The organism is Shewanella sp. Shew256 (genome assembly GCF_002196695.1).
GTDB lineage: Bacteria > Pseudomonadota > Gammaproteobacteria > Enterobacterales > Shewanellaceae > Shewanella > Shewanella mangrovisoli.
This window is the reverse complement of sequence record NZ_NAJR01000003.1, coordinates 115,708-135,826: the sequence shown is the minus strand read 5'-3', so window position 1 is coordinate 135,826 and position 20,119 is coordinate 115,708. Positions and strand designations below refer to the sequence as shown.

At 50.0% G+C, this 20,119-nt stretch carries 15 protein-coding genes; 5 read left to right on the top strand and 10 right to left on the bottom strand.

The genetic code is table 11. From position 1 onward, the window contains the following. Nucleotides 1–53: 53 nt before the first annotated feature. Entirely contained in the window at nucleotides 54–1,418 is a 1,365-nt protein-coding gene (gene radA, locus B5P39_RS06280; RefSeq protein ID WP_011621836.1) for a DNA repair protein RadA, read from the top strand. A gap of 87 nt (nucleotides 1,419–1,505) precedes the next feature. Here radA and B5P39_RS06275 read toward each other — a convergent pair whose 3' ends face one another. Continuing rightward, a complete protein-coding gene (locus B5P39_RS06275) occupies nucleotides 1,506–1,877 on the bottom strand; it encodes a PilZ domain-containing protein (protein WP_041412950.1) in 372 nt (123 codons plus the stop codon). 200 nt (nucleotides 1,878–2,077) lie between these two features. On the opposite strand from B5P39_RS06275, the gene torR reads away from it, so the two are divergent. After that, on the top strand, nucleotides 2,078–2,788 hold the full coding sequence (torR, locus tag B5P39_RS06270; protein WP_088210864.1) for a two-component system response regulator TorR: 711 nt from the start codon (nucleotides 2,078–2,080) through the stop codon (nucleotides 2,786–2,788). 52 nt (nucleotides 2,789–2,840) lie between these two features. On the opposite strand, the gene torT is transcribed toward torR, so the two are convergent. Beyond that, nucleotides 2,841–3,908 (bottom strand): TMAO reductase system periplasmic protein TorT, encoded by a 1,068-nt coding sequence (gene torT, locus B5P39_RS06265; protein ID WP_088210863.1) that lies wholly within the window; start codon nucleotides 3,906–3,908, stop codon nucleotides 2,841–2,843. Between the two features lie 56 nt (nucleotides 3,909–3,964). Here torT and torS point away from each other — a divergent pair, with 56 nt between their 5' ends. Beyond that, nucleotides 3,965–7,009, top strand: a complete 3,045-nt coding sequence (torS, locus tag B5P39_RS06260) for a TMAO reductase system sensor histidine kinase/response regulator TorS (RefSeq protein ID WP_088210862.1) — start codon at nucleotides 3,965–3,967, stop codon at nucleotides 7,007–7,009. 271 nt (nucleotides 7,010–7,280) lie between these two features. Here the strand turns inward: torS and torD are convergent, their stop codons facing one another. The 4 genes from torD to torE form a co-directional block, all read right to left on the bottom strand. Then, on the bottom strand, nucleotides 7,281–7,910 hold the full coding sequence (torD, locus tag B5P39_RS06255) for a molecular chaperone TorD (protein WP_088210861.1): 630 nt from the start codon (nucleotides 7,908–7,910) through the stop codon (nucleotides 7,281–7,283). Between the two features lie 67 nt (nucleotides 7,911–7,977). Then, a complete protein-coding gene (gene torA / locus B5P39_RS06250; RefSeq protein WP_088210860.1) occupies nucleotides 7,978–10,467 on the bottom strand; it encodes a trimethylamine-N-oxide reductase TorA in 2,490 nt (829 codons plus the stop codon). Nucleotides 10,468–10,482: 15 nt separating this feature from the next. Beyond that, nucleotides 10,483–11,661, bottom strand: coding sequence for a pentaheme c-type cytochrome TorC (torC, locus tag B5P39_RS06245; protein ID WP_011716164.1), 1,179 nt, complete (start codon nucleotides 11,659–11,661; stop codon nucleotides 10,483–10,485). Between the two features lie 26 nt (nucleotides 11,662–11,687). Then, nucleotides 11,688–11,858, bottom strand: coding sequence for a trimethylamine N-oxide reductase system protein TorE (gene torE / locus B5P39_RS06240; RefSeq protein ID WP_011716165.1), 171 nt, complete (start codon nucleotides 11,856–11,858; stop codon nucleotides 11,688–11,690). A gap of 516 nt (nucleotides 11,859–12,374) precedes the next feature. On the opposite strand from torE, the gene B5P39_RS06235 reads away from it, so the two are divergent. Beyond that, nucleotides 12,375–13,727, top strand: a complete 1,353-nt coding sequence (locus B5P39_RS06235) for an NCS2 family permease (protein ID WP_088210859.1) — start codon at nucleotides 12,375–12,377, stop codon at nucleotides 13,725–13,727. Nucleotides 13,728–13,752: 25 nt separating this feature from the next. Here the strand turns inward: B5P39_RS06235 and B5P39_RS06230 are convergent, their stop codons facing one another. From B5P39_RS06230 to B5P39_RS06215, 4 genes are all read right to left on the bottom strand, one after another. Next, the gene (locus tag B5P39_RS06230; protein ID WP_011716167.1) at nucleotides 13,753–14,184 is read right to left on the bottom strand and encodes a CBS domain-containing protein; all 432 of its coding nucleotides are present in this window, start codon (nucleotides 14,182–14,184) and stop codon (nucleotides 13,753–13,755) included. A gap of 100 nt (nucleotides 14,185–14,284) precedes the next feature. Continuing rightward, a complete protein-coding gene (locus B5P39_RS06225) occupies nucleotides 14,285–16,189 on the bottom strand; it encodes a lysophospholipid acyltransferase family protein (protein WP_088210858.1) in 1,905 nt (634 codons plus the stop codon). Between the two features lie 2 nt (nucleotides 16,190–16,191). Further along, complete coding sequence (locus B5P39_RS06220; RefSeq protein WP_088210857.1) at nucleotides 16,192–17,265, bottom strand: UDP-2,3-diacylglucosamine diphosphatase; 1,074 nt, start codon at nucleotides 17,263–17,265, stop codon at nucleotides 16,192–16,194. Nucleotides 17,266–17,861: 596 nt separating this feature from the next. Next, nucleotides 17,862–18,746 carry a LysR family transcriptional regulator gene (locus B5P39_RS06215; protein ID WP_088210856.1) on the bottom strand — a complete coding sequence of 295 codons (885 nt, stop codon included), beginning with the start codon at nucleotides 18,744–18,746 and terminating at the stop codon, nucleotides 17,862–17,864. Nucleotides 18,747–18,928: 182 nt separating this feature from the next. Here B5P39_RS06215 and B5P39_RS06210 point away from each other — a divergent pair, with 182 nt between their 5' ends. After that, nucleotides 18,929–20,065, top strand: coding sequence for an alpha/beta hydrolase (locus B5P39_RS06210; RefSeq protein WP_088210855.1), 1,137 nt, complete (start codon nucleotides 18,929–18,931; stop codon nucleotides 20,063–20,065). The last annotated feature ends 54 nt before the right edge of the window (nucleotides 20,066–20,119 follow it).

Here is a 20,119-nt window from a genome sequence, read left to right as displayed (position 1 = left end):
GTCGGCAGTATTCACAGTTACTTAAATTGATTTTATACAGATTTTAATAAGTTATGGCAAAGAATAAAACCGCGTACGTGTGCAATGAGTGTGGACAGGATTTTCCACGCTGGCAAGGGCAATGCAGTGCTTGTCAGGAGTGGAATACGATAACCGAAGTGCGCTTAGGCGCCGCCTCGCCCGGACGGGGAACTAAGTTTGCGGGTTATGCCGGTGCGGGCAGTAGCGAAGTCAAAACCTTAGACCAAATTGACCTCAATGCTTTACCACGAATTGTGAGCCATTTTGGCGAGCTCGACCGCGTGCTCGGGGGCGGCATAGTGCCAGGCTCAGCGATTCTGATTGGCGGTCATCCCGGTGCCGGTAAGAGTACATTGTTACTCCAAACCCTGTGCCATTTAGCCGAGCAAATGCCTGCACTTTATGTGACGGGGGAAGAGTCCCTGCAGCAAGTCGCTATGCGCGCCCATCGTTTAGGGTTGCCAACCAATAAACTGCGAATGTTATCCGAGACCAGTGTGGAGCAGATCTGCGAAGTCGCCCTGCAAGAATCGCCAAAAGTCATCGTCGTAGACTCTATTCAAGTCATGCACATGAGCGATGTGGCATCGAGCCCCGGCAGTGTGTCGCAGGTGCGTGAATCGGCCTCCTATTTAACTCGCTTTGCCAAGCAAAACGGCATTGCCGTGATCATGGTCGGCCATGTCACCAAAGACGGTAGCCTTGCTGGGCCTAAAGTGCTCGAGCACTGTATCGATTGTTCCGTGATGTTTGAAGGGGATAGCGACAGCCGTTATCGCACCTTGCGTTCCCACAAGAACCGTTTCGGGGCGATTAACGAGTTAGGCGTATTCGCCATGACTGAGCGTGGTTTGAAGGAAGTGGCTAACCCTTCGGCGATTTTCCTTTCCCGCGGTGAAGAGGAATCCTCGGGCTCCTTAGTCATGGTGGTGTGGGAAGGCACGCGTCCGCTGCTGGTAGAACTTCAGGTGCTGGTGGACAATTCGGCCATGTCGAACCCGCGCCGCGTCGCTGTGGGGATGGATGCAAACCGTTTAGCCATGTTACTGGCGGTGATGCATCGCCATGGTGGTTTACAAATGTCGGATCAGGACGTGTTTGTGAACGTCGTTGGCGGGGTTAAAGTGACGGAAACCAGTGCCGACTTAACCTTGCTGCTGGCCATGGTGTCGAGTTTCCGTGGCGATATTTTACCGAGCGATTTAGTGGTGTTTGGTGAAGTGGGGTTATCCGGGGAAATTCGTCCTGTGCCAAATGGCCAAGAACGCCTCGTCGAAGCCGCCAAACATGGCTTTAAGCGGGCGATTGTGCCCCGTGCCAATGTGCCAAAAAAGCCGCCCGCAGGTATGGAAGTGGTGGGCGTGGCAAAATTATCCGAAGCCCTCGAAGCGATATAATCATCAAAACAAAAACAGCGCCCAATGGCGCTGTTTTTTTTATGGGTTTTTCGGCGGTGCAGCCTGTGTCACACTCAACTTTTCCGCTCAATCGGCGCTGTTGTGTTTCTCGATAAATAGCGCCAATTCACGATTCAGTATCGACGCATCGCCGAGATTCAGCTCAACGATGCGTTTGAGGTGGCTGATGCTGTCAACATCGATAAATTTACACTTGAGCCCCAGTTGTTGGTTGCGTTGATGCACTAACTCGGTCTCCATTTGTAGCTCAATATCCGAGCCCGGTAGGGTAAAACTGAGGGTGATAGGCGCATCCGTATGGCTAAATCCGGCAGGTTCGTCCACCAGAGCACCATTTAGGCTGAGGTCGAGTATGGTGGTTTGCCACTGTTTATCACCTTGGTGTACCGATGCGCTAGCGGCAAAGAGGATCCGCGAGAACTTTCGTCTTTCATCAATCACGACTTCTTTATTGTTCATAGTTTGTTAGTGCTCACCCCAATCAATATGCCTAAGCATATGTCATATTGATGTTACTGTAAAAGTTCGGCAGTTTTTTGTGCCAGAAAGTAACGGAGATCGCATATTTTACCTTTTCCTCATATGCAAATATGAAAAAGTATGAATAATTCAGTTAAGCAAAATAAGAGATGTAGAACATGGCCTATAGTGTGCTCGTTGTCGATGATGAAGCGGTGATTCGTGCTCGATTGAAAGGGTATTTTGAAAAAGAAGGTTACCGCGTTGTCGAGGCGGCCGATGGCGAGCAGATGTGGCACGAGTTTAATCGTCAACATATTGATTTAATTATGTTAGACATTAACCTGCCCGGGGTAGATGGCTTAAGTTTAACCCGTGAGTTACGTAGCCGCTCCCATGTGGGGATTATCTTAGTCTCGGGCCGTGATGAATCAATTGATAAAATCGTTGGTCTCGAGATGGGCGCCGATGATTATGTGACTAAGCCCTTCGAGCTGCGGGAGCTATTGGTTAGGGTTAAAAACCTACTGTGGCGGATTTCTCTGGTAAAACAAGCCGAACAAGCGTTGGTGCAGGAATTATCCGAGCCCGATGATGTGATGAGTTTTGAAGGTTATCGGCTTGAATTAAACAGCCGTAAGCTGCGCCAAGGGGATGAGCTTATCAAGCTCACTAAGGCCGAGTTTGAGTTATTAACCGCCTTTGCTTTGCATCCGCAGCAGGTACTTTCCCGCGAGCGCTTAATGCAGCAAACCAGTCATCGCAATCAGGATGTGAATGACAGAACCATAGATGTCATCATCCGCCGCCTGCGTAATAAGCTTAATCCCGAACTCTTTGTCACTGTCCATGGTGAGGGCTATTTGTTTGCCGCTAAGGTGGATGACTAATCTCTAACTAAAATATTGTGTTGAGCGCTGAGTTAATCGCTATGTAAAGCGCTCAGGGGCGCACTTGATACAGGGGATAAAAATCCGCTTCTGCGAGGCTAACGCTAAGATCTAATAGGGTATTTGGTGTGGTCGTGCGCTCAACGATAGCGGGACCTATATCGCCAAAAGGTGCGGTGCCTTCGAGTTGTTTTACCGTGACATCGATGGCGAGTTTGCCCTGTAACACGACCAAGTCATCATTGCTGTATACCACTTTTTGTCGCTTCAAGCCGCGCAGAATCGCTGGGGATAAGTAACTGCTCACCAGCTTGATGTCTTGCGTCAGCTGTTTTTGTTTGAGGGTGCTGACGGCGGCTTCTATCGCCACCGCGCTACCAAGAATATAGTTGGGGCGCTGAGCCTTAAGCAGTATCTGTAATTGGTCGCGGTAGAGATTGCGATTGTTATCGGCATGCTGAATCGCACTGATGCTGACATTGCTGCCCTCAAGGGCATGGCGAATGCCTTGTTCGACTAAATCGGTACCACCTAGGTTTTCGGGGCCGGCTAAGAGGGCCAAGGTAGTCGGCTGGCTGGGCGAATGCGCCTTGGCATCTGCCTTAATAAAATTGCCCGCGCTTAGTCCCATTTGATACCAGTTAACGCCGATATGGGTCTGCACTTGCTCTGCATTGAGTTTATTGACTAGGGCGAGCACGGGTTTGGTTAATGGCTCAGAGAAATGTTCGAGCAGATTGGGGCTCACGGCGCCAAGCAAAATCGCGTCGTAATCTCCCTTCATGCAGGCGCTTAATTGCTCGAGCTGTTTATCTTGATGGTAGTAGCTGCCAGCTTCGAACAGATCCAGCGACACACCTAAGTGTTTCGCCTGTTGGATCAGGCCGTAGTCGATGCCAATCCAATAGGCGTCCTTAAGATGAGGCACTAAGGCACAAATGCGCCAAGCCTGTTGTGCCTTACTCAGGGGATGATAATCAAGCGCCTGCGCCTGTTGAATTTTGGCATTAAAGGGATGGCGTTGCTCTAATGGCCAAGTTTGGCTGTTGGCGCTTGCTGCAGGTAAACATAACAGGCCAAAAGTGGTGAGTGTGAGCAAAGCTTGCCAAAATTTTCCCATTGTCTCGTATCATCCACAGTGATTATCTCGAAGGCATTGTAACAGAAGGAACAAGTGTGGCGCCTTTATCTTTATCGCGAAGTAGTTTAACCGGCAGACTCATGCTCGCCTTCGGCGTGCTTGGGGTATTGCTGTTGCTACTGGTTAGCTTAGGTAGCCTGAGTTTGCATTGGCTCAAACAGGCCGACAGTTACCTGTATGAAGAATCCTTACCCGCCTCTCAAGCCGCGCGCCAATTAGTGCAGGCCTCTAATGCCTTATCCGATGGCGTGACCCAGTTAGGCCAAGTTGAGGATGAGCGGCAGCGGGAATTTATCGGCCGTAAGCTCAGCCTTGAAAGCGCCACAATGTTAAATAGCATCAAAGTGTTACTAACTCTGGATGTGAACGAAGATAATCATCTATCCGTATTAGCTGGGCAAATCATCGAGCAATTAACCTTATTGGGTAAGAGTGTCGGCCAGCGCATTACCTTAGGCGATGAGTTACAGCTCAGAGCTCGCGAATTATCGGTTGCCGCAGGCCGTGCCTCTGAATTATTACAATCCGAATTGGCGGTTGTCGAGTCGGCGATTTTGGCAAAACTCAGCCAAGCCTATCCGGATATGGCGGGGGATAAACGCAGTGGCCAATTGCTCGATGATGTGATTGAGCGAGAGTTAGATGTGCAGGAGCAGCTCAACCGCGCACTCAAGTTAGTGCATCAAATTGCGCTGCTCAGTCAGTTATTTGAGGCATCCGAACTACAGTCCGAACTGCAATTGAGTGTTCCCCGTTTATTGGCCACCTTTGCCAGCACTGCACCAGCGCACCCCATGGCGCAGAATCATCCAAATCATCCAAATCATCCAGATTATCCAAAACAAGGGACGGCTATCGAGCTGGCGACCACTGAGGCGCCAGCGGCAGAGGTGGGAATCGATTTAATGGCGCTCACCACAGTGGCTGAGCTTATCCGCGACCCCGGCAGGCTCAATGCGCTAAAGGCGGAGCTGGCTATTCTTCTCCATACCCCAAAAATCATTAAATTACAGCGAGAACTGAGCCAAAGCCTGCAGCGCCAACAGCGTCAGCAGCAGGAGTTAGCGGAAAAACTCTATAGCCTCAATACGCGGGTGGACAGTGCGCTTAATCAACAGCAGCAGCGGGCTGAGCTGGCGCGAAGTGATTACTTAATGCAGTTGTCTTACGCCCGCTTGGGGCTGTGGGGCACGGGCATATTAATGTTGGTTATCATAGCTGTTGTGGTTTATCGGGTGATCTATCGCGGCATTGCCTTGAGGTTAAATCAGGCAACCGAAGCCATGTCGCGCTTAAGTTTAGGAGACACCAATGTGAGCCTCGATGCCCACGGCGACGATGAATTGACCGCCATGGCCAATGCTATCGAGGCATTTAAGCGAAAAACCGCCCATAACCTGAAATTGCAGACGGATTTACGCCAGGTCGCCGATGAGCTGACCGAGCATAAAAAGGCCCTCGAACAAACCGTGGCCACGCGCACGCAGGAATTGGCCGAAGCCAACCTGCGCCTCGATGCGGAGGCCAAAGGCCACGCTAAGGCAAGAATCGTTGCCGAGGAGGCGAGTCAGGCAAAATCCCAATTCTTGGCGACCATGAGCCATGAAATTCGCACCCCGCTCAATGGCTTACTCGGGACGCTCACCTTGCTCGGCCATAGCCAATTACCGCCAGCACAGCAACAGATGCTCGCGCTGTCGCAATACAGCGGCACGCTGCTGCAAACCGTGCTGAGCGATATTCTCGACTTCTCTCGCCTCGAGCAGGGCAATTTAACCAATGAGCCGCGGCCAACGGATATCAATGCCCTGCTCGATGAAGTGCTGGCGATCATGGTGGCGGGCGCCAATTTGGCGGGATTGAGCCTAAGGCTGAATCGCCCCCAGTTACCCGCGTGTATTCAGATTGATGGCCCTAAGTTGAGACAAGTGCTGTTTAACTTGATTGGTAACGGCATTAAATTCACCCCCGAAGGCGGCGTGAGTCTCAATGTCAGCGTTCGAGGCGATAAGTTAGCCTTTGTGGTGGCCGATACCGGAGTGGGGATTGCCCCCGAGGTGCGCGAGCAATTATTTATGCCTTACTGCGTATTGCCTAATCAGGGGCGCAGCCGTGGGACAGACTTAGGGCTTGCCATCTGCAAACAGTTAGTTGAACTGATGGATGCACAGGGGCCTGGCATTTGGGTCAAGAGCGAGCCAGGCAAGGGCAGTGAATTTGGTTTTGAGCTGAGCTTTACCCTGTGTGACAAGGCATTGGATACGCAAACTCATGTGCAAAAACGGGTTAATCCCCTGCGGGTGTTAGTGATTGAAGACAACAAGGTCAATGCCATGGTCGCGCAGGGATTTTTGGCGCATTTGGGCCACAGTTCCAGCTTAGCTGTCAGTTGTCAGCAGGCGCTGGCGCATGTGAGTGGCGATAAGGCATTCGATGCCGTGATGCTCGATATCCAACTGAGTGATGGCTCTGGACTCACCCTATTACCCCAGTTAAAGGCGTTATTCGCCAATGACAAGGTGAAGTTTGCCGCCTTTACCGCGCAGATGCAGACGGAGGACCTTAGCCTCTATCGGGAGGCGGGGTTTGATACTGTATTAGCTAAACCCTTGAGCCTGCAAACCCTGACAGAATGGTTAGGTGTTGCGCGTGTGCCTGCTTCAATACCAGCCTCATCGTATGAGTCATCGCCGAATAAGGCAGAACCTACTCGCCAGAACCATCAAGCTGAAACCTTGTTAGATCTTAACCAGTTACAGCAAGATGTCGAGGTCTTAGGCGTGAAAGCCGTGAGTGATATGTTGACGCTCTATCGAACCTCCAGTGCCGAGCAAATTGAGCGACTCTCGGCGCTAAGCTCTGTGGCGCATTTCAGCGAAGGCGCAAAACTATTGCACGCGCTTAAGGGCAGCAGTGCCAGCATGGGGCTAAAAGCACTGACCGTGTGTTGTCAGCAGTGGGAGAAAACACTCAACACCACAGGGGAAAATGCATTGGATAGCAAGGCGGTCACTGAATTAACCGCCTGCTGGCAGGCGTCGATAACAGCGCTTGAGCAGTGGCTTGCAACACAGGGATAGCAACACTGGATTAGCTGCACGGGATTAGCAACAAAGGATTCGCGAAAAGAGGTTAACTCTATAAGTGAGTCGTCCTTTTCAGCTCGTATTTCTGCCTAACTAATGCAAATCGAGGAATAAAAAAGCGGCTCCCATGGGAGCCGCTTTTGTTCATTTATTCTAGGGAGGGACATGAGCCATCACCTTGAGTCTTAATGCTACTCTGGTTTAACGCTACTTGGGTTTAACGCTACTTGGGTTTAACGCTACTCGGGCTTTAGGCTGGTGGCGATCAATGCATTGCTTGTTCTAACTGCTGTTTATCTTGCTGCACCCAAGCGAGAGTGAGTGTGGCGAGAGCGCTGTAAAAGCCATTGCTGTGCTTGCTATCACACTCAATGACCTTGGCGACAAACTTTGATAACCATGAGTCTATACAGGCATTTAGAAAGCTTAACTGGGCGGCATCTTCACTGTGGCAAGCTAAGTGCCCCATATAGGCGAGGATCACGGCTAAGTGATCGGCAGGTTCAGGGAAGTGACTCTGCACTTGCAGTTTACTCTGGTGTAAAAACTCGCTCATTTGTTGATGCTGCTGCCCAAATAGCAAGGGTTCTTCCTCGGGGCTCAAGTACAGGCTGGCATAGGGCGAGGCGCTGTGCTTTGTGCCTACAAGGAATAAACCGCAATAATCGGCGGCAAGTTCGAGCAAGGCTTCATCGCTCGTTAAGCCATTCAGCACCTTCTGTATGCTGGCGACTGGTGCAGTAAACTCGGGCGCATAACCCAGTTGTGTCCAGAATTGCTGCGCTTGCTCACTGGTGAGTTGCTTAAGGCGCGGCTCATCAATTTCACGGGCAAACAGAGAAGACAGCAGTTGATACACTAAGGCTCTGGCATGATTGATATCGACGTTGCTCATCGCATGTTCCTCAAGATTAACAGTGGAATGCGCCTAGTTGACTAGGCGCATCGTCTTGTGGGCTCGGTTAGATTTCGACTTCGATAGGACCATCGAAGGAGCTGACCTTAGGGACTTTGCCTTGGTATTTCTCAAACTCGACCAGACAAGTATAGGCTGAGCAGGCTTGAGCCAACTTCGAGGTGCCAATGTCTAAGGTCAGAGTATTCGGGTCGCCATAGCTACACAGGGCACCGATTTCGGCGCCGCCTTCGACGCTGCCATCTTTACCCACAGGGCCATACCATGCGCCTTCATGAATTCGCACTACACCTTTAGGGAAGCGATCCGATACCACTGCGCCCGCTAACAGTTGGCCACGGTCGTTAAAGACGCGCACTATATCGCCATCTTTAATGCCGCGCGCTTTGGCATCCACAGGGCTGATGTAGATGGGCTCGCGGCCGTTGACTGTGTAGGTTTCGCGGTATTCCTTCGACTCACACATCTGTGAGTGCAGACGTTTATCCGGGTGGCAAGATTGTAGCCACACAGGATATTTGTCCGAACCTGGGCCGCCATGGCTACGCTCGGCTTTTTCCATCCAAATTGGATGGCCTTGGCAGTCGTCATAACCGAACTGTTCAATTTTACGGCTGAAGATTTCAATCAAGCCAGAAGGCGTACCTAATGGATTGATTTCAGGATCATTTCTAAAGTCGGCGTGGCGTGTCCACAGCTCGCCATCACCAAAGTGCACATAACCTTGCTTCCAGAAGGTGGCAAAATCTGGCATCTCATACTTACCCGCGTTCGCGGCTTTACACTCGTTATAGAGGGTTTCTATCCACTCCATTTCGCTCATATTGCGGGTGTATTCTTTCTCTTTACCCATCAATGCGGCAAAGCGAGTGAAGATTTCAAAGTCTGACAAACTTTCAAACAGCGGCTCGACCATCTTCTGCATCGCCAAAATACCGCGGTTAGCATAGGCGCCGTATACGTCGATATCGTTGCGCTCATAGGTGGTGCAGGCGGGCAGCACTATGTCGGAGAAGCGGCAAGTCGCCGTCCAGTTCACATCGATAGTGACCACGCATTCCAGCTTATGGAAGGCTTGCTTCATGTGGTTACGGTCTTGATGGTGATTCCATGGGTTATTACCCGAGAAAATCATCATCTTAATATCGGGATACACCACTTTCGAACCGTTGGCATCAATGGTTTTGCCAGGTTCGAGGATCGCATCAATCCAACGGGCGACGGGAATCGTACTGCTCGCGCCTTTAAAGTCGGTGCTATCGAACAGGGGTTTTTGGTTCTCGTCTAAGTTACGCGGGAAGGCGCCGGGCGCCGCCGCATTTGTCGCAGGCACACCAATACTGGAGTAGTGGTGACCATAGCTGATGCCGCCGCCGGGCAAACCAATTTGGCCTATCATGGTCGCGAGCACCGCGGCCATCCAGTAAGGTTGTTCACCGTGTTGTTGGCGTTGAATACACCAACCCATCATGATTTGGGTGCGGCCCTTCACTAAGGTTTTCGCCAGATCGCGGATGATGTGTGGCTCAACCCCACAGATTGGCGCCGCCCACTCTGGAGTTTTAGCGATACCATCTTTAGTGCCCATCACGTAAGGCACAAACTCTTCAAAGCCTAAGCTGTAGCCTTGGATGAATTTATCATCGTAAAGTTTTTGGGTGATCATCTCATGGGCGATGGCCAGCATCAGCGTCACGTCAGTCTGTGGGTTCACATATAACTGTTCACAGCCAAGGTAAGCCTGGGTTTTGGTGACCACAGGGTCGATACTGATCACGCGGATCTTACCCTGTTTGACCTTCTCTTTTAGCTGCGCGAGGTAAGCGAAGGCCTCATGGGTTTCGGCGTTCCAACCCACTTGCAGGTTTTTGTAAGGATCGTTCGACCAGAGCACGATAGTGTTGCTGTTTTCTAAGATCAGCGGCCAAGAGGTGCCTTGGGCATACACTTCGGTTGAACCTAACACATAGGGCAGAATGGTTTGGCCGGCCCCGGTGGAGTAGTCACCGATTTTCTTCACATAGTTGCCGTGCATTCCTACCGCACGCTGCATATGGCTGGTGCTGGAATGCAGTTGCCCCGTTGCGCGCCAACCGGTTTGGCCCGCGTGTAAGCCCGATGGACCGTACTTGGTTTGGACTTCATCAAGTGAGTGTTTAAACAGTTTTAATGCTTTATCCCAGGTCACGCGAACGAAGCGGAAATCCCCCCGTTGCTGGGTATTGCTCTTATGGCCTTTAAGTAAAAAGTCTAAGCGAACCATAGGGTAACGCACGCGAGATGGGTTGTAGACCATGCCGCGGATACCGTTAATCATGTCCGTTGGATATTTATCTAAATCGAAGGCTTTGACCTCGGCAATCACACCGTTTTTACGTTTGATTTTAAAGGCGCCGAAGTGCGAGCCCGTGGTCAGCCATTCGTCTTCATTTAAGCCCGTGCTGGCCAGCGCGTTTAAGGGCGCTAACACTGAGCTGCCACCTAAAGCAACGAAAGAGGTTGAGGCTAAGCCTTTTAAAAAGTCTCTTCTATTCATGGTATTACTCCCGAATTAGTGCTCTTTTTTCACGAAGGTTGACGAATGTTCCTGCAGGTATTTCTGCACCAGCGCTTGGGTGTCTTGGTCCATGTTCACGAAGGCCAACATGCCTTGGAACATGCCTGGCCAGGTATTGGCATCGAAATGCGCTTCATCTGGCTGGGTGTGGCACACACTACAGCTTGAGCGGAACGTGTCGCGGGCATAGCCCCAGAGTGGTTGCAGCTCGGTGAGCAGGTAATCCTTATCGGTCCAGATTTGGGCTTCTACCCGTTGCCATTTCAGGCCTGTCATTGGGTCTTCTTTCTCTTCAAAGGTTTGGATAACACCTTCGGTTTCGGCTGCATCTTTGCTTAACTGCGCCGACAGAATGTTTACGCCAAAGTCCATGTAGATCACGCGGCCTGCGCCGATTTTCTTACGCCAGCCATCGATACCAATTTTGATACGCTTACCTTGGGTTTCGAGCACTTTTACTTTAGTCGCAACGTTTAAAGTACCGGCTTCAACGTCACCTTTTTCACTAAAGAACAGTGGCTTAGTCAGGGCGCTGTAGTAGGTTTGGTTGGTTTCGACTGAGCTGACGCCAGCGCCGACTTCGGCGATGAGTTCGGGTGCGCGGGCCGTGCCCATTTCAGGTAAATGGTGGGCAATGCCTTTGTGGCAATCGATACAGCTTTGGTCGATTTCGGCGGCGCGTTTCATCTGTTTTTGCGCCAGTGGTGACATGCTTTCCCACTTGATCGAGTTGTAGTTGTGGCAGTTTTTACAGGCCAGAGAATTGTCGCGATCGAAACGTTTCCATTCGCGGCTCGCCATTTCGAGGCGTTTAGCTTCAAATTTTTCAGGGGTGTTGACCGTGTTGAATAACCAGCCCCAGACATCGTGGGAAGCTTCCATCTTACGGGCAATCTTACGGCTCCAGTTGTGGGGCACGTGACAGTCGGGGCAGGTGGCGCGCACGCCAGAGTGATTCGACCAATGCACAGTTTCCTGCAACTCTTGGTAAGGCTTGCTTTCCATACTGTGGCAGCTAATACAGAAGGCTTCGGTGTTGGTGGCTTCCAGTGCGGTGTTAAATCCGCCCCAGAAGATGATGCCCATGATAAAAGCACTGATGCTGACAGCGCCTAAGGTGAGAGCTTTTGTGGGTTTGTTTAGTGTGCGCCAGAGGTTGATTAACCACTTCATAATAGCGTCCTCAATGTATCAGTGAATTAGTGGCCGACAACGCCGCCGAAGGCTTGGATCATCCAAATGATGAAACCGTAGAGACTGATCCCCGCGACCGTCAGTGCGGGAAAGAGTATGAAAATGATGAATCCCAGCGCCTTTAACTCATTGCTGCGTGTGGACTTATCCGATGTTTGCATGGTGGGCTTTGTCATTGGGAAGAGCTCCGTTCGAAAGCGATTTTTGATGGGAGCACTATAAAGGGCAGATGTGAATGGACTTGCCTGCTGGGATGAATGGGCTTTGACAATATATGAAAAATTATGAAAATTTTAAAAGCCAATAAGTTTTGCTTTTACTGACAGAGAGTTAATTGTATTTCTGTGATCGAACTCGGCAGTTTGTCATGCGGTTTAGGCGTTTTTTTAAACACTGATTTTGAATTTTTTCGCTAATTATTTACTGAAGTGCAGGCGAGGTCTTAGCTATCTGGCGGCGTTTACAGTATTATCCGCGCCCAACAAAGGCTGCGTTTGTGTCGTTGAAGCCATTTTAACGATGCAAAGCGTCACTGCTTGCAGATCATGGATTTTTCCCGATGTAGGAGAATGATGTGGATCTCTCACCCAAGTCATTGGATTTGGGGCTCTAATCTGCCGCAGCCAGCGTCGCCAATGGTTAAGCCAATTGGTATCGACCCTATTTTAAGAGATCACAAGGTATAACAAGATATGTCTGAGCAATTGAGTTCAACAGCCGTACCCTCAGGTTCGTTTCTGGACCGTTTTTTTTCAATTCAACAACGTGGTAGCACAGTTCGCCAAGAAGTGATTGCAGGGTTAACCACCTTCCTCGCTATGGTGTACTCAGTGATTGTGGTACCCAATATGTTAGGCAAAGCGGGATTCGATCCCGGCGCCGTGTTCGTCGCTACCTGTTTAATCGCCTCCTTTGGCTCACTGCTGATGGGACTCTGGGCAAATCTCCCCATGGCTATTGGTTGTGCGATTTCACTCACCGCCTTTACCGCCTTCGGTTTAGTGTTAGGTCAGGGCATGAGTATCCCTGTGACCTTAGGCGCCATCTTTTGGATGGGCGTGATTTTTACCGTTGTGAGTGTCACGGGCGTGCGTCAATGGGTGCTGACTAACCTACCCAAGGGGATTGCCCATGGTACAGGTATAGGTATTGGCTTGTTTTTACTCTTAATTGCCACTAACAGTGTGCAGTTGATTGTGGCCAACGACGCGGGTCTGCCAGTGAAGTTAGGCGACATTAACAGCTTGCCTGTTATCGCTACCGTGCTGGGCTTAGCGGCCACTATCGGTTTAGAGCGTCGCGGCGTACCCGGCGGGATTTTACTGGTGATTATTGGCCTATCCCTGTTCGGTTTAGTGTTTGATCCAAGCGTGACATTCCAAGGCTTCTTCGCCGTGCCTGATTTTACCTCTGAGCACTCGCTGATTGGTCAAATGGATATTATGGGCGCCTTGAATCCTGTGGTATTACCGATTGTACTGGCGCTGGTGATGACGGCGATTTTTGATGCCACTGGCACTATCCGCGCGGTAGCGGGGCAAGCTAATCTGCTGGATAAAGACGATAATATCGTCGGCGGTGGCAAGGCATTAACGTCAGATTCTGTCAGCAGCATGTTTGCGGGTATCGTTGGTGGCGCCCCTGCGGCGGTGTATATCGAATCGGCGGCGGGTACGGCGGCGGGCGGTAAGACAGGTTTAACCGCGACCATAGTGGGTGGATTATTCCTGCTGATGGTGTTTTTAGCGCCGCTTAGCTATTTAGTGCCTGCCTATGCCACGGCGCCTGCGCTGATGTATGTGGGGCTGTTGATGCTCAGCAATGTGACTAAGCTGGACTTTAACGACAAGGTCGATGCGATGGCGGGATTAACCTGCGCCGTATTTATCATCCTCAGCTGTAACATTGTGACGGGTATTATGCTTGGCTTTGTGACCTTAGTGGTTGGCCGCATTTTTAGCGGTGAAATCCGTCAGCTTAAGTTAGGCGTGCTCGCCATTACGCTGGGCCTTGTGGCCTTCTATATGGGCGGCTGGGCAATCTAGTTTATAAAGTCGACAGCGAGTGCCGTTAGCACTCGCTTTCATTGACCTCATTGTGTTCACAATAGGCTCGCAGTAAATCCTTCCAAGTCACTATCCCGACCAAATCGCCATTATCGAGCACGGGCAAACAGCCAATATTGTGTTCCAGCAGGGTGTGCGTCGCAGCATCGAGCGACACATGCGGCGCAACGGTAACAGGATTACGGGTCATCACCTGATGGACGCGTTTTTGTAGGGTCTCGAGATCCTTAGCGGTTTCGGCACTGCTACCCAGATTCGGGCTGATGGCACGCAGCAAGTCGCGCTCCGACAATACGCCTTCGAGTTTATATTCATCCACCACCAGCAGATGGTGGAAGTTTGCCTGTTCGAAAATCTCCTTCGCCACGGTTAAACGATCGTCCATTTCGACCGTGACGACTCGGGTACGCATAATATCGGCGATAATGATCGGCATGATAAACCCCTTTCTAGGACGTGTATCGTTAATGCACTGTATTACAGATACTTATAACAGACCGATGTTTATTTAGCCAATATCTTAGACATGAACAGGCCTAATCCTGCTCCTCGGTTTCATCCTCCGCCATCAAGGGGTTGCGTAAGTCCTCGGGTAAATGGGCGCCGATATAACGCTGGTACTTTTTCCCTTTGAGTTTATGGGTATCGACCAAGACTAAGCCATCGACACAATCGCCGAAATCGGCATCGATCCCGAAGGCGAGAAACTTCACCCCATCCTGCTTACACAGCTCGCCATACTGCTTGTATAGGGTTGGTACCGCGGCGCCCATACTCGCCAGCATTTGTTTGAGTTGCTTAAAGTGGCTTGGGTAATCCTCGCCCGAATAGAGTTCATCCAACTGCAACTTGCGCTGCTTGGATAGCCCAAAGGGCGACATGGACACCGCCAGCTGCTGTGCTGGCGCAAACTCCTTGGAGTAGAAATGCACTAACATCTCCCGCGCGCTGCCAGGCAGTTGATTGCTGATGGACACTGGGCCAAACAGGTAGCGATATTCGGGATGTTTAGCGAGGAAGGCGCCAATGCCAAACCAGAGGTAGTCGAGACTGCGTTTGCCCCAATATTTGGGCTGCACAAAGCTGCGGCCAAGTTCTAAGCCTTGTTTGACGAAGGGCATAAAGCCGTCGGCATATTGGAACAGGGATTGGCTGTAGAGGGCGTTGTCGCCGTAGCGATTTAGCACTTGCTCGCCGCTGGCGAAACGATAGGCGCCGACAATTTCAAACTGCTCTTTATCCCACAACACCAGATGTTGGTAGTAGGAATCGTATTTATCGATATCGCGGCGCTTGCCCGTGCCTTCACCGACGGCGCGAAAGGCGATTTCCCGCAGGCGACCAATTTCGCGCATGATGGGGTTGCTGTCTTGATGCTGATACAAATAAATCAGCTTGTTATCTTGGGTTTCGCCGAGGAGTTCACATTGTTGCAGCGCGGCTTGCAGATCTCGGCGCGACTCAGGGTGAGCGATGGCGCTTTGGGTGATAAACAGCGGGTCTTTATCTTTACCGATGCGATACAGATGATTCTTCAGCAGTTTTATCTTGGTCTTTAGCGGAAAATCCATCGAGCGCACGGCTTCATTCGGGATAAGCTCGCCGATGCGAATAGGCATATTGCGCTTAGCCTGTTTAAACATCTCCTTGACCAGTAGCAATGTGGCTAAGGGTTTGTAAATCATCGAGGCGCCGTAGAAGGTGGCGGAGTTTTTGGCATCCAAAAAGATTGGCAGCAGCGGCGCATTACAGGAAATCGCCATCTTTAAAAAGCCTGAGTGCCACTGGGTATCGCGTACGCCATTCGGGCGCAGGCGAGATACTTCTCCCGACGGGAAAATCAGTACCGCGCCTTCATTACGCAGATGCTGGTGGATTTTTTCGAGGTGCTGTTTCGGCGTGCCGCCCGTCATATTACGCACTGGCAGCAGGATAGAATGCAAAGGCTCGAGTGCCATCAGGAGCTCGTTCGCCACAACCTTGATATCGGGGCGAATTTCGCTGACCAGTTTAATCAGGGCGAGGGCATCGAGGGAGCCAATCGGATGATTGGCGAAGATCACCACGCGGCCCTCGCAGGGTATATTTTCGACCTCGTTGGCGGGCACGGTAAAACTAAAATCGAAGCTGGCGAGCACTTGCTCGACAAAATCGACCCCTTGCAGATAGGCAAACTGATTGGCTATCTCGTTACATTGTTTTTCATTCAACAGGTAACGCAGCATGGCCTTAGTTGGCTTGGCTAACCAAGGTTTGTCCTTGAGGGCGGGCAGGTTTTGCTCCACCACATTATCGACGGTAAAGATCATCGAACTGGCTTTTAAGGCGGGCTGTGGCATGGCCGCCAATCCAGTGGCTGTGTTTTGCGTTAAAGCATTGGCGCTTAATGTGTTAGGGCTTAATGATTCAGCATTTGGGGTATGAGGAGTTAATGGATTCATGATTAGGCGACATCCCTTGGTTGGATTTCTGCTTGTTTTGGGCTGTGTGTGGCAGTTTGTGGAATAGGTTTCGGTGTGTTAACAGGCGCTTTGGGCGGCGTTTGCGCCAGCACAATACTGCTCAGAATATCGAGGTTTACGCTTTGCTCGTTCCAGCGGCAGAGCTGTAATTCCCCACTTAAGGTTTCGGTGATCAGGCTGCAGTTTTCGACCCAGTCGCCATCATTGGCATAGATTATCTGGCGCTTATCCGGCGTGGTGTATTGGTTATCTCGAGGGCGAATCGATAGCTCTGGCTGGTGGATATGGCCGCAGATCACACCATCCACATCGTAGTGCTGCGCATAATTCACCACGGCTTGGCGGAAACGGGCGATAGCCGTTTGTGCCTTGCCAACGCGGGATTTGATATAGCTGGCGAGTGACCAATACGGGTAGCCTAAACGCTCACGCAGGCGATGGAGATTACGGTTGAGGAACAGCAACAAGTCGTAGAGGTGATCGCCCAAGATGGCGTAGAAGCGCCCAACGCAAACATCGGCATCGAACTGATCGCCATGCAGCATTAACAGTTTGTGGCCGCCAATGCCCTGATGAATATGTTGGCGAGCAATTTTGATATTCAGCAGTGTCAGTTCGGCATAGGGCTTGATTAACTCATCGTGGTTACCCGGCAGGTACATCACCTGAGTGCCGTTTTGTGCCAGTTCAATCAGCTTTTGCAATACCTTATTGTGGCTCTCGGGCCAGTGCAGGCGGCGTTTGAGCGCCCATAAGTCCACAATATCGCCGACCAGATACAAGTGCTGGCAACGCACGGTATTTAATAGGTTTAACAGGTAGTCGGCTTTGCAATCCTTACAACCTAGATGGATATCCGATAACCAGAGGGCGTTGACTGTGATGGCTTGGTTATTTGCGGCGTTGGCAATATGTGATGTTGAGAAGGAAGTAGTGTTAACACTGGATGGAGCATTGTCGGAGGAGTTGGAAGGAGTGTTACGGGAAGAGTTACGGGGAGTCTTAAGTGCGTCGATAAGCGTGCGATCAAGTCCCCTGTAATTAGCTCCAGTCATCTCATATTCACCCTATGCGGCTGTTGACTGCCTTAGAGGTTAGTGACGAGCTTTGACTGAATGATGAAGCTTAAGTGACATGCAGATGACAACAAGGTGGATTAGTCGGGTGTTAACCTGTCACCTCTCTATTTAATTAGAAGTATCCCTATAGGCTCGACGGCGGCATCTGCTGCCAGCTGTCACAGTTGCAACAATGGCAATCTTAACGACCATTGAACTGTTCATTGGCTAAAAGCTTTTTGCCCCAATACGAGATAAGTTTGTCGTCAGGTGTGCAGGATGAATTGTCATTGTTTCCCCAGTGACACGCCGTGAATATGTCCCTATAGGCTCGATGGCGGCATCCATGCCGCCAACGGTCACAGTTGCAACAATGACAATCTTTACGACCATTGAACTGTTCATCTGGCTAAAAGATATTGCCCCAAAGCGTGTTTCGGTGTTGTTCAATGACAGGTATCGAACAATGCTTGTTGACCAAGTTTTTGTAATGCCAAAATGGGGAGTTACTGTCATTTAATTGGAGTGTGGGATTAGTAGCAACTATTTTTAAGAGCGCTTGTTACCACCGAATAAAATTTCGTCAAAACTTTTCAAATTTTCAAAATATCAATTATCGCTCGTAACGCTGGTGAGACATTACGATGAGGATAATAAAGGAATGAACCATCCATCCGTAGGCTGTAACGTTGTAATGCTCGTATAAGCGACCCCTGTTCTATGTCTTCGGTGACTAATTCCACAGGGACATATGCCAATCCTAACCCCAGCCTCGCTGCTTTTGCTTCCATGAAGCTGTCAGCAAAAACCCATTGACCTTGGGGCTTGTGGGTCACCGCATTACCATTTTCATTAAGTTCCCAAGCATAGATGTTTCCACCACCAAGTTGATAAGCGATGCAGGGGTGCAAGGCCAAATCCGCAGGGGTTTGGGGAAAACCGTAACGGCGAAAATGCTCAGGCGTGCCGACTACAGCCATTTCCATGTCGGGAGTGATCCGCACTGCAACCATACCGCTTCCCACTTCAGGGCCTAAGCGCACCCCCGCGTCAAATCTTTCGGCAATAATATCAACAAACCGATTTTCACTGATTAGCTCAATCCTGATGTCAGGATAACGTTGTTTAATTATTGCTAACTTCGGGAGCAGAACTTTATCAATTGCGTGCTGACTGGCATTGATACGTACTGTTCCGGACGGAGTATTACGATAGTCGGCTAGTGTTGCGAGTCCAGTATCTAAAGCCTTAAATCCGGACTGCACTGTTTGATAGAGTTGTTCACCTGCCTGCGTGAGAGATAATTTTCGCGTGGTGCGAACCAAGAGTTGCAAACCTAGTCGTTGTTCAAGCTCTCTGAGTGAACGGCTGATACCAGATTGAGCCATCCCAAGCCTTTTCGCTGCTGCGGTAAAGCTACCTTCCTGTACCACTGCCATAAACAGAAATAGCTCATTGTAGTTTTCCCGTTTAGCCATCGTTTTTGCCTTTTACTCCACCGATTGGTAAATCATATTCATAACAAAATAATATTAATCATAGCAAAAAACACCCTCTAATCATCGCGTTTTTTGCTAAGTATAATGGCCCCAATTGTTTAAAAGTTCTGCAATCTTGTCCATATGAAAGCTGCTCCAATGACGTTTTAAGGAAGATATTTATGGAAACTTTCACCAAAAAACTGACTACTGCTATACCAGTCATTCTGCTAACTGCAACATTAAGTGGAGTATCTATTATGAGTAATGCCGCAACACTCAATCCGAATGTACCAGTTTCGATGGTCGAAAAGTGGGATAAAACATTTGCCCAGAGCGATAAAGTCGAACACAGAAAGGTGAGTTTCACGAATCGCTATGGGATCACTTTAGTAGGCGATCTCTACATGCCAAAAGAGCGTAATGTTCAAAAACTCGCGGCGATTGCTATTAGTGGTCCATTTGGCGCAGTTAAGGAACAGTCCAGTGGGCTATATGCACAAACGTTGGCTGAAGCAGGATTCGTGACATTAGCGTTTGATCCATCATACACGGGTGAAAGTGGTGGAGCACCACGTAATCTTGCCTCGCCAGATATCAACACCGAGGATTTCAGTGCCGCTGTAGATTTTTTAGGGTTGCAAAATGAAGTGGACCGCCAACGTATTGGCTTGCTAGGTATTTGTGGTTGGGGCGGTATGGCACTAAACGACGCAGCGATGGATACTCGTGTTAAGGCCGTGGCTACCAGTGTTATGTATGACATGAGCCGAGCAATGGGCCATGGTGTGGGTGATGGCAAAGACCGCTATACAACTGCCGACCGCAAAGCAGTATTACAGTATTTGAACGCACAACGCTGGAGAGATGCAGAGAACGGTACTTTCGCGCCGGGTGGACATGATCTCTATGTCGACGAAAACGCTAATGTATTTGCGTCAGATCGCATATTGCCAGAAACCTTGTCAGCAGATCCACATCCAGTATTGAAAGAGTTTTTTGATTATTATCGAGTGCCACGTGGTTTTCATGAGCGTTCAGTGAACTCCACTGGCGCTTGGAATGCGACGATGCCGCTTTCATTTATGAACATGCCTTTGCTGAGTTATGCAAACGAAATCACCATTCCTACGCTAATTGTGACTGGTGAAAATGCCCACTCTCGCTATTTCGCAGAGGATGCTTTCGACGCTGTCGGTAGCAAAGAAAAAGAACTCGTCGTTGTGCCAGGGGCTAACCATGTCGATTTATACGATAACGTTGCAGGCAAAATTCCATTTATAAAGTTCGAACAGTTTTTCAAAAACAACTTGAAATAAGTTTCAGCTTCAACATTTAGATAAAAGTCACCTCTCATAAGGAGGTGATTTTTA

What these genes read in the sequence shown, in the direction of transcription:
- torA (WP_088210860.1), bottom strand. Translation starts at nt 10,467, where the DNA reads ATGAATAGAAGAGACTTTTTAAAAGGCTTAGCCTCAACCTCTTTCGTT.
- torR (WP_088210864.1), top strand. Translation starts at nt 2,078, where the DNA reads ATGGCCTATAGTGTGCTCGTTGTCGATGATGAAGCGGTGATTCGTGCT.
- B5P39_RS06235 (WP_088210859.1), top strand. Translation starts at nt 12,375, where the DNA reads ATGTCTGAGCAATTGAGTTCAACAGCCGTACCCTCAGGTTCGTTTCTG.
- radA (WP_011621836.1), top strand. Translation starts at nt 54, where the DNA reads ATGGCAAAGAATAAAACCGCGTACGTGTGCAATGAGTGTGGACAGGAT.
- torE (WP_011716165.1), bottom strand. Translation starts at nt 11,858, where the DNA reads ATGACAAAGCCCACCATGCAAACATCGGATAAGTCCACACGCAGCAAT.
- B5P39_RS06215 (WP_088210856.1), bottom strand. Translation starts at nt 18,746, where the DNA reads ATGGCTAAACGGGAAAACTACAATGAGCTATTTCTGTTTATGGCAGTG.
- torD (WP_088210861.1), bottom strand. Translation starts at nt 7,910, where the DNA reads ATGAGCAACGTCGATATCAATCATGCCAGAGCCTTAGTGTATCAACTG.
- torT (WP_088210863.1), bottom strand. Translation starts at nt 3,908, where the DNA reads ATGGGAAAATTTTGGCAAGCTTTGCTCACACTCACCACTTTTGGCCTG.
- B5P39_RS06220 (WP_088210857.1), bottom strand. Translation starts at nt 17,265, where the DNA reads ATGACTGGAGCTAATTACAGGGGACTTGATCGCACGCTTATCGACGCA.
- B5P39_RS06210 (WP_088210855.1), top strand. Translation starts at nt 18,929, where the DNA reads ATGGAAACTTTCACCAAAAAACTGACTACTGCTATACCAGTCATTCTG.
- B5P39_RS06225 (WP_088210858.1), bottom strand. Translation starts at nt 16,189, where the DNA reads ATGAATCCATTAACTCCTCATACCCCAAATGCTGAATCATTAAGCCCT.
- torC (WP_011716164.1), bottom strand. Translation starts at nt 11,661, where the DNA reads ATGAAGTGGTTAATCAACCTCTGGCGCACACTAAACAAACCCACAAAA.
- B5P39_RS06230 (WP_011716167.1), bottom strand. Translation starts at nt 14,184, where the DNA reads ATGCCGATCATTATCGCCGATATTATGCGTACCCGAGTCGTCACGGTC.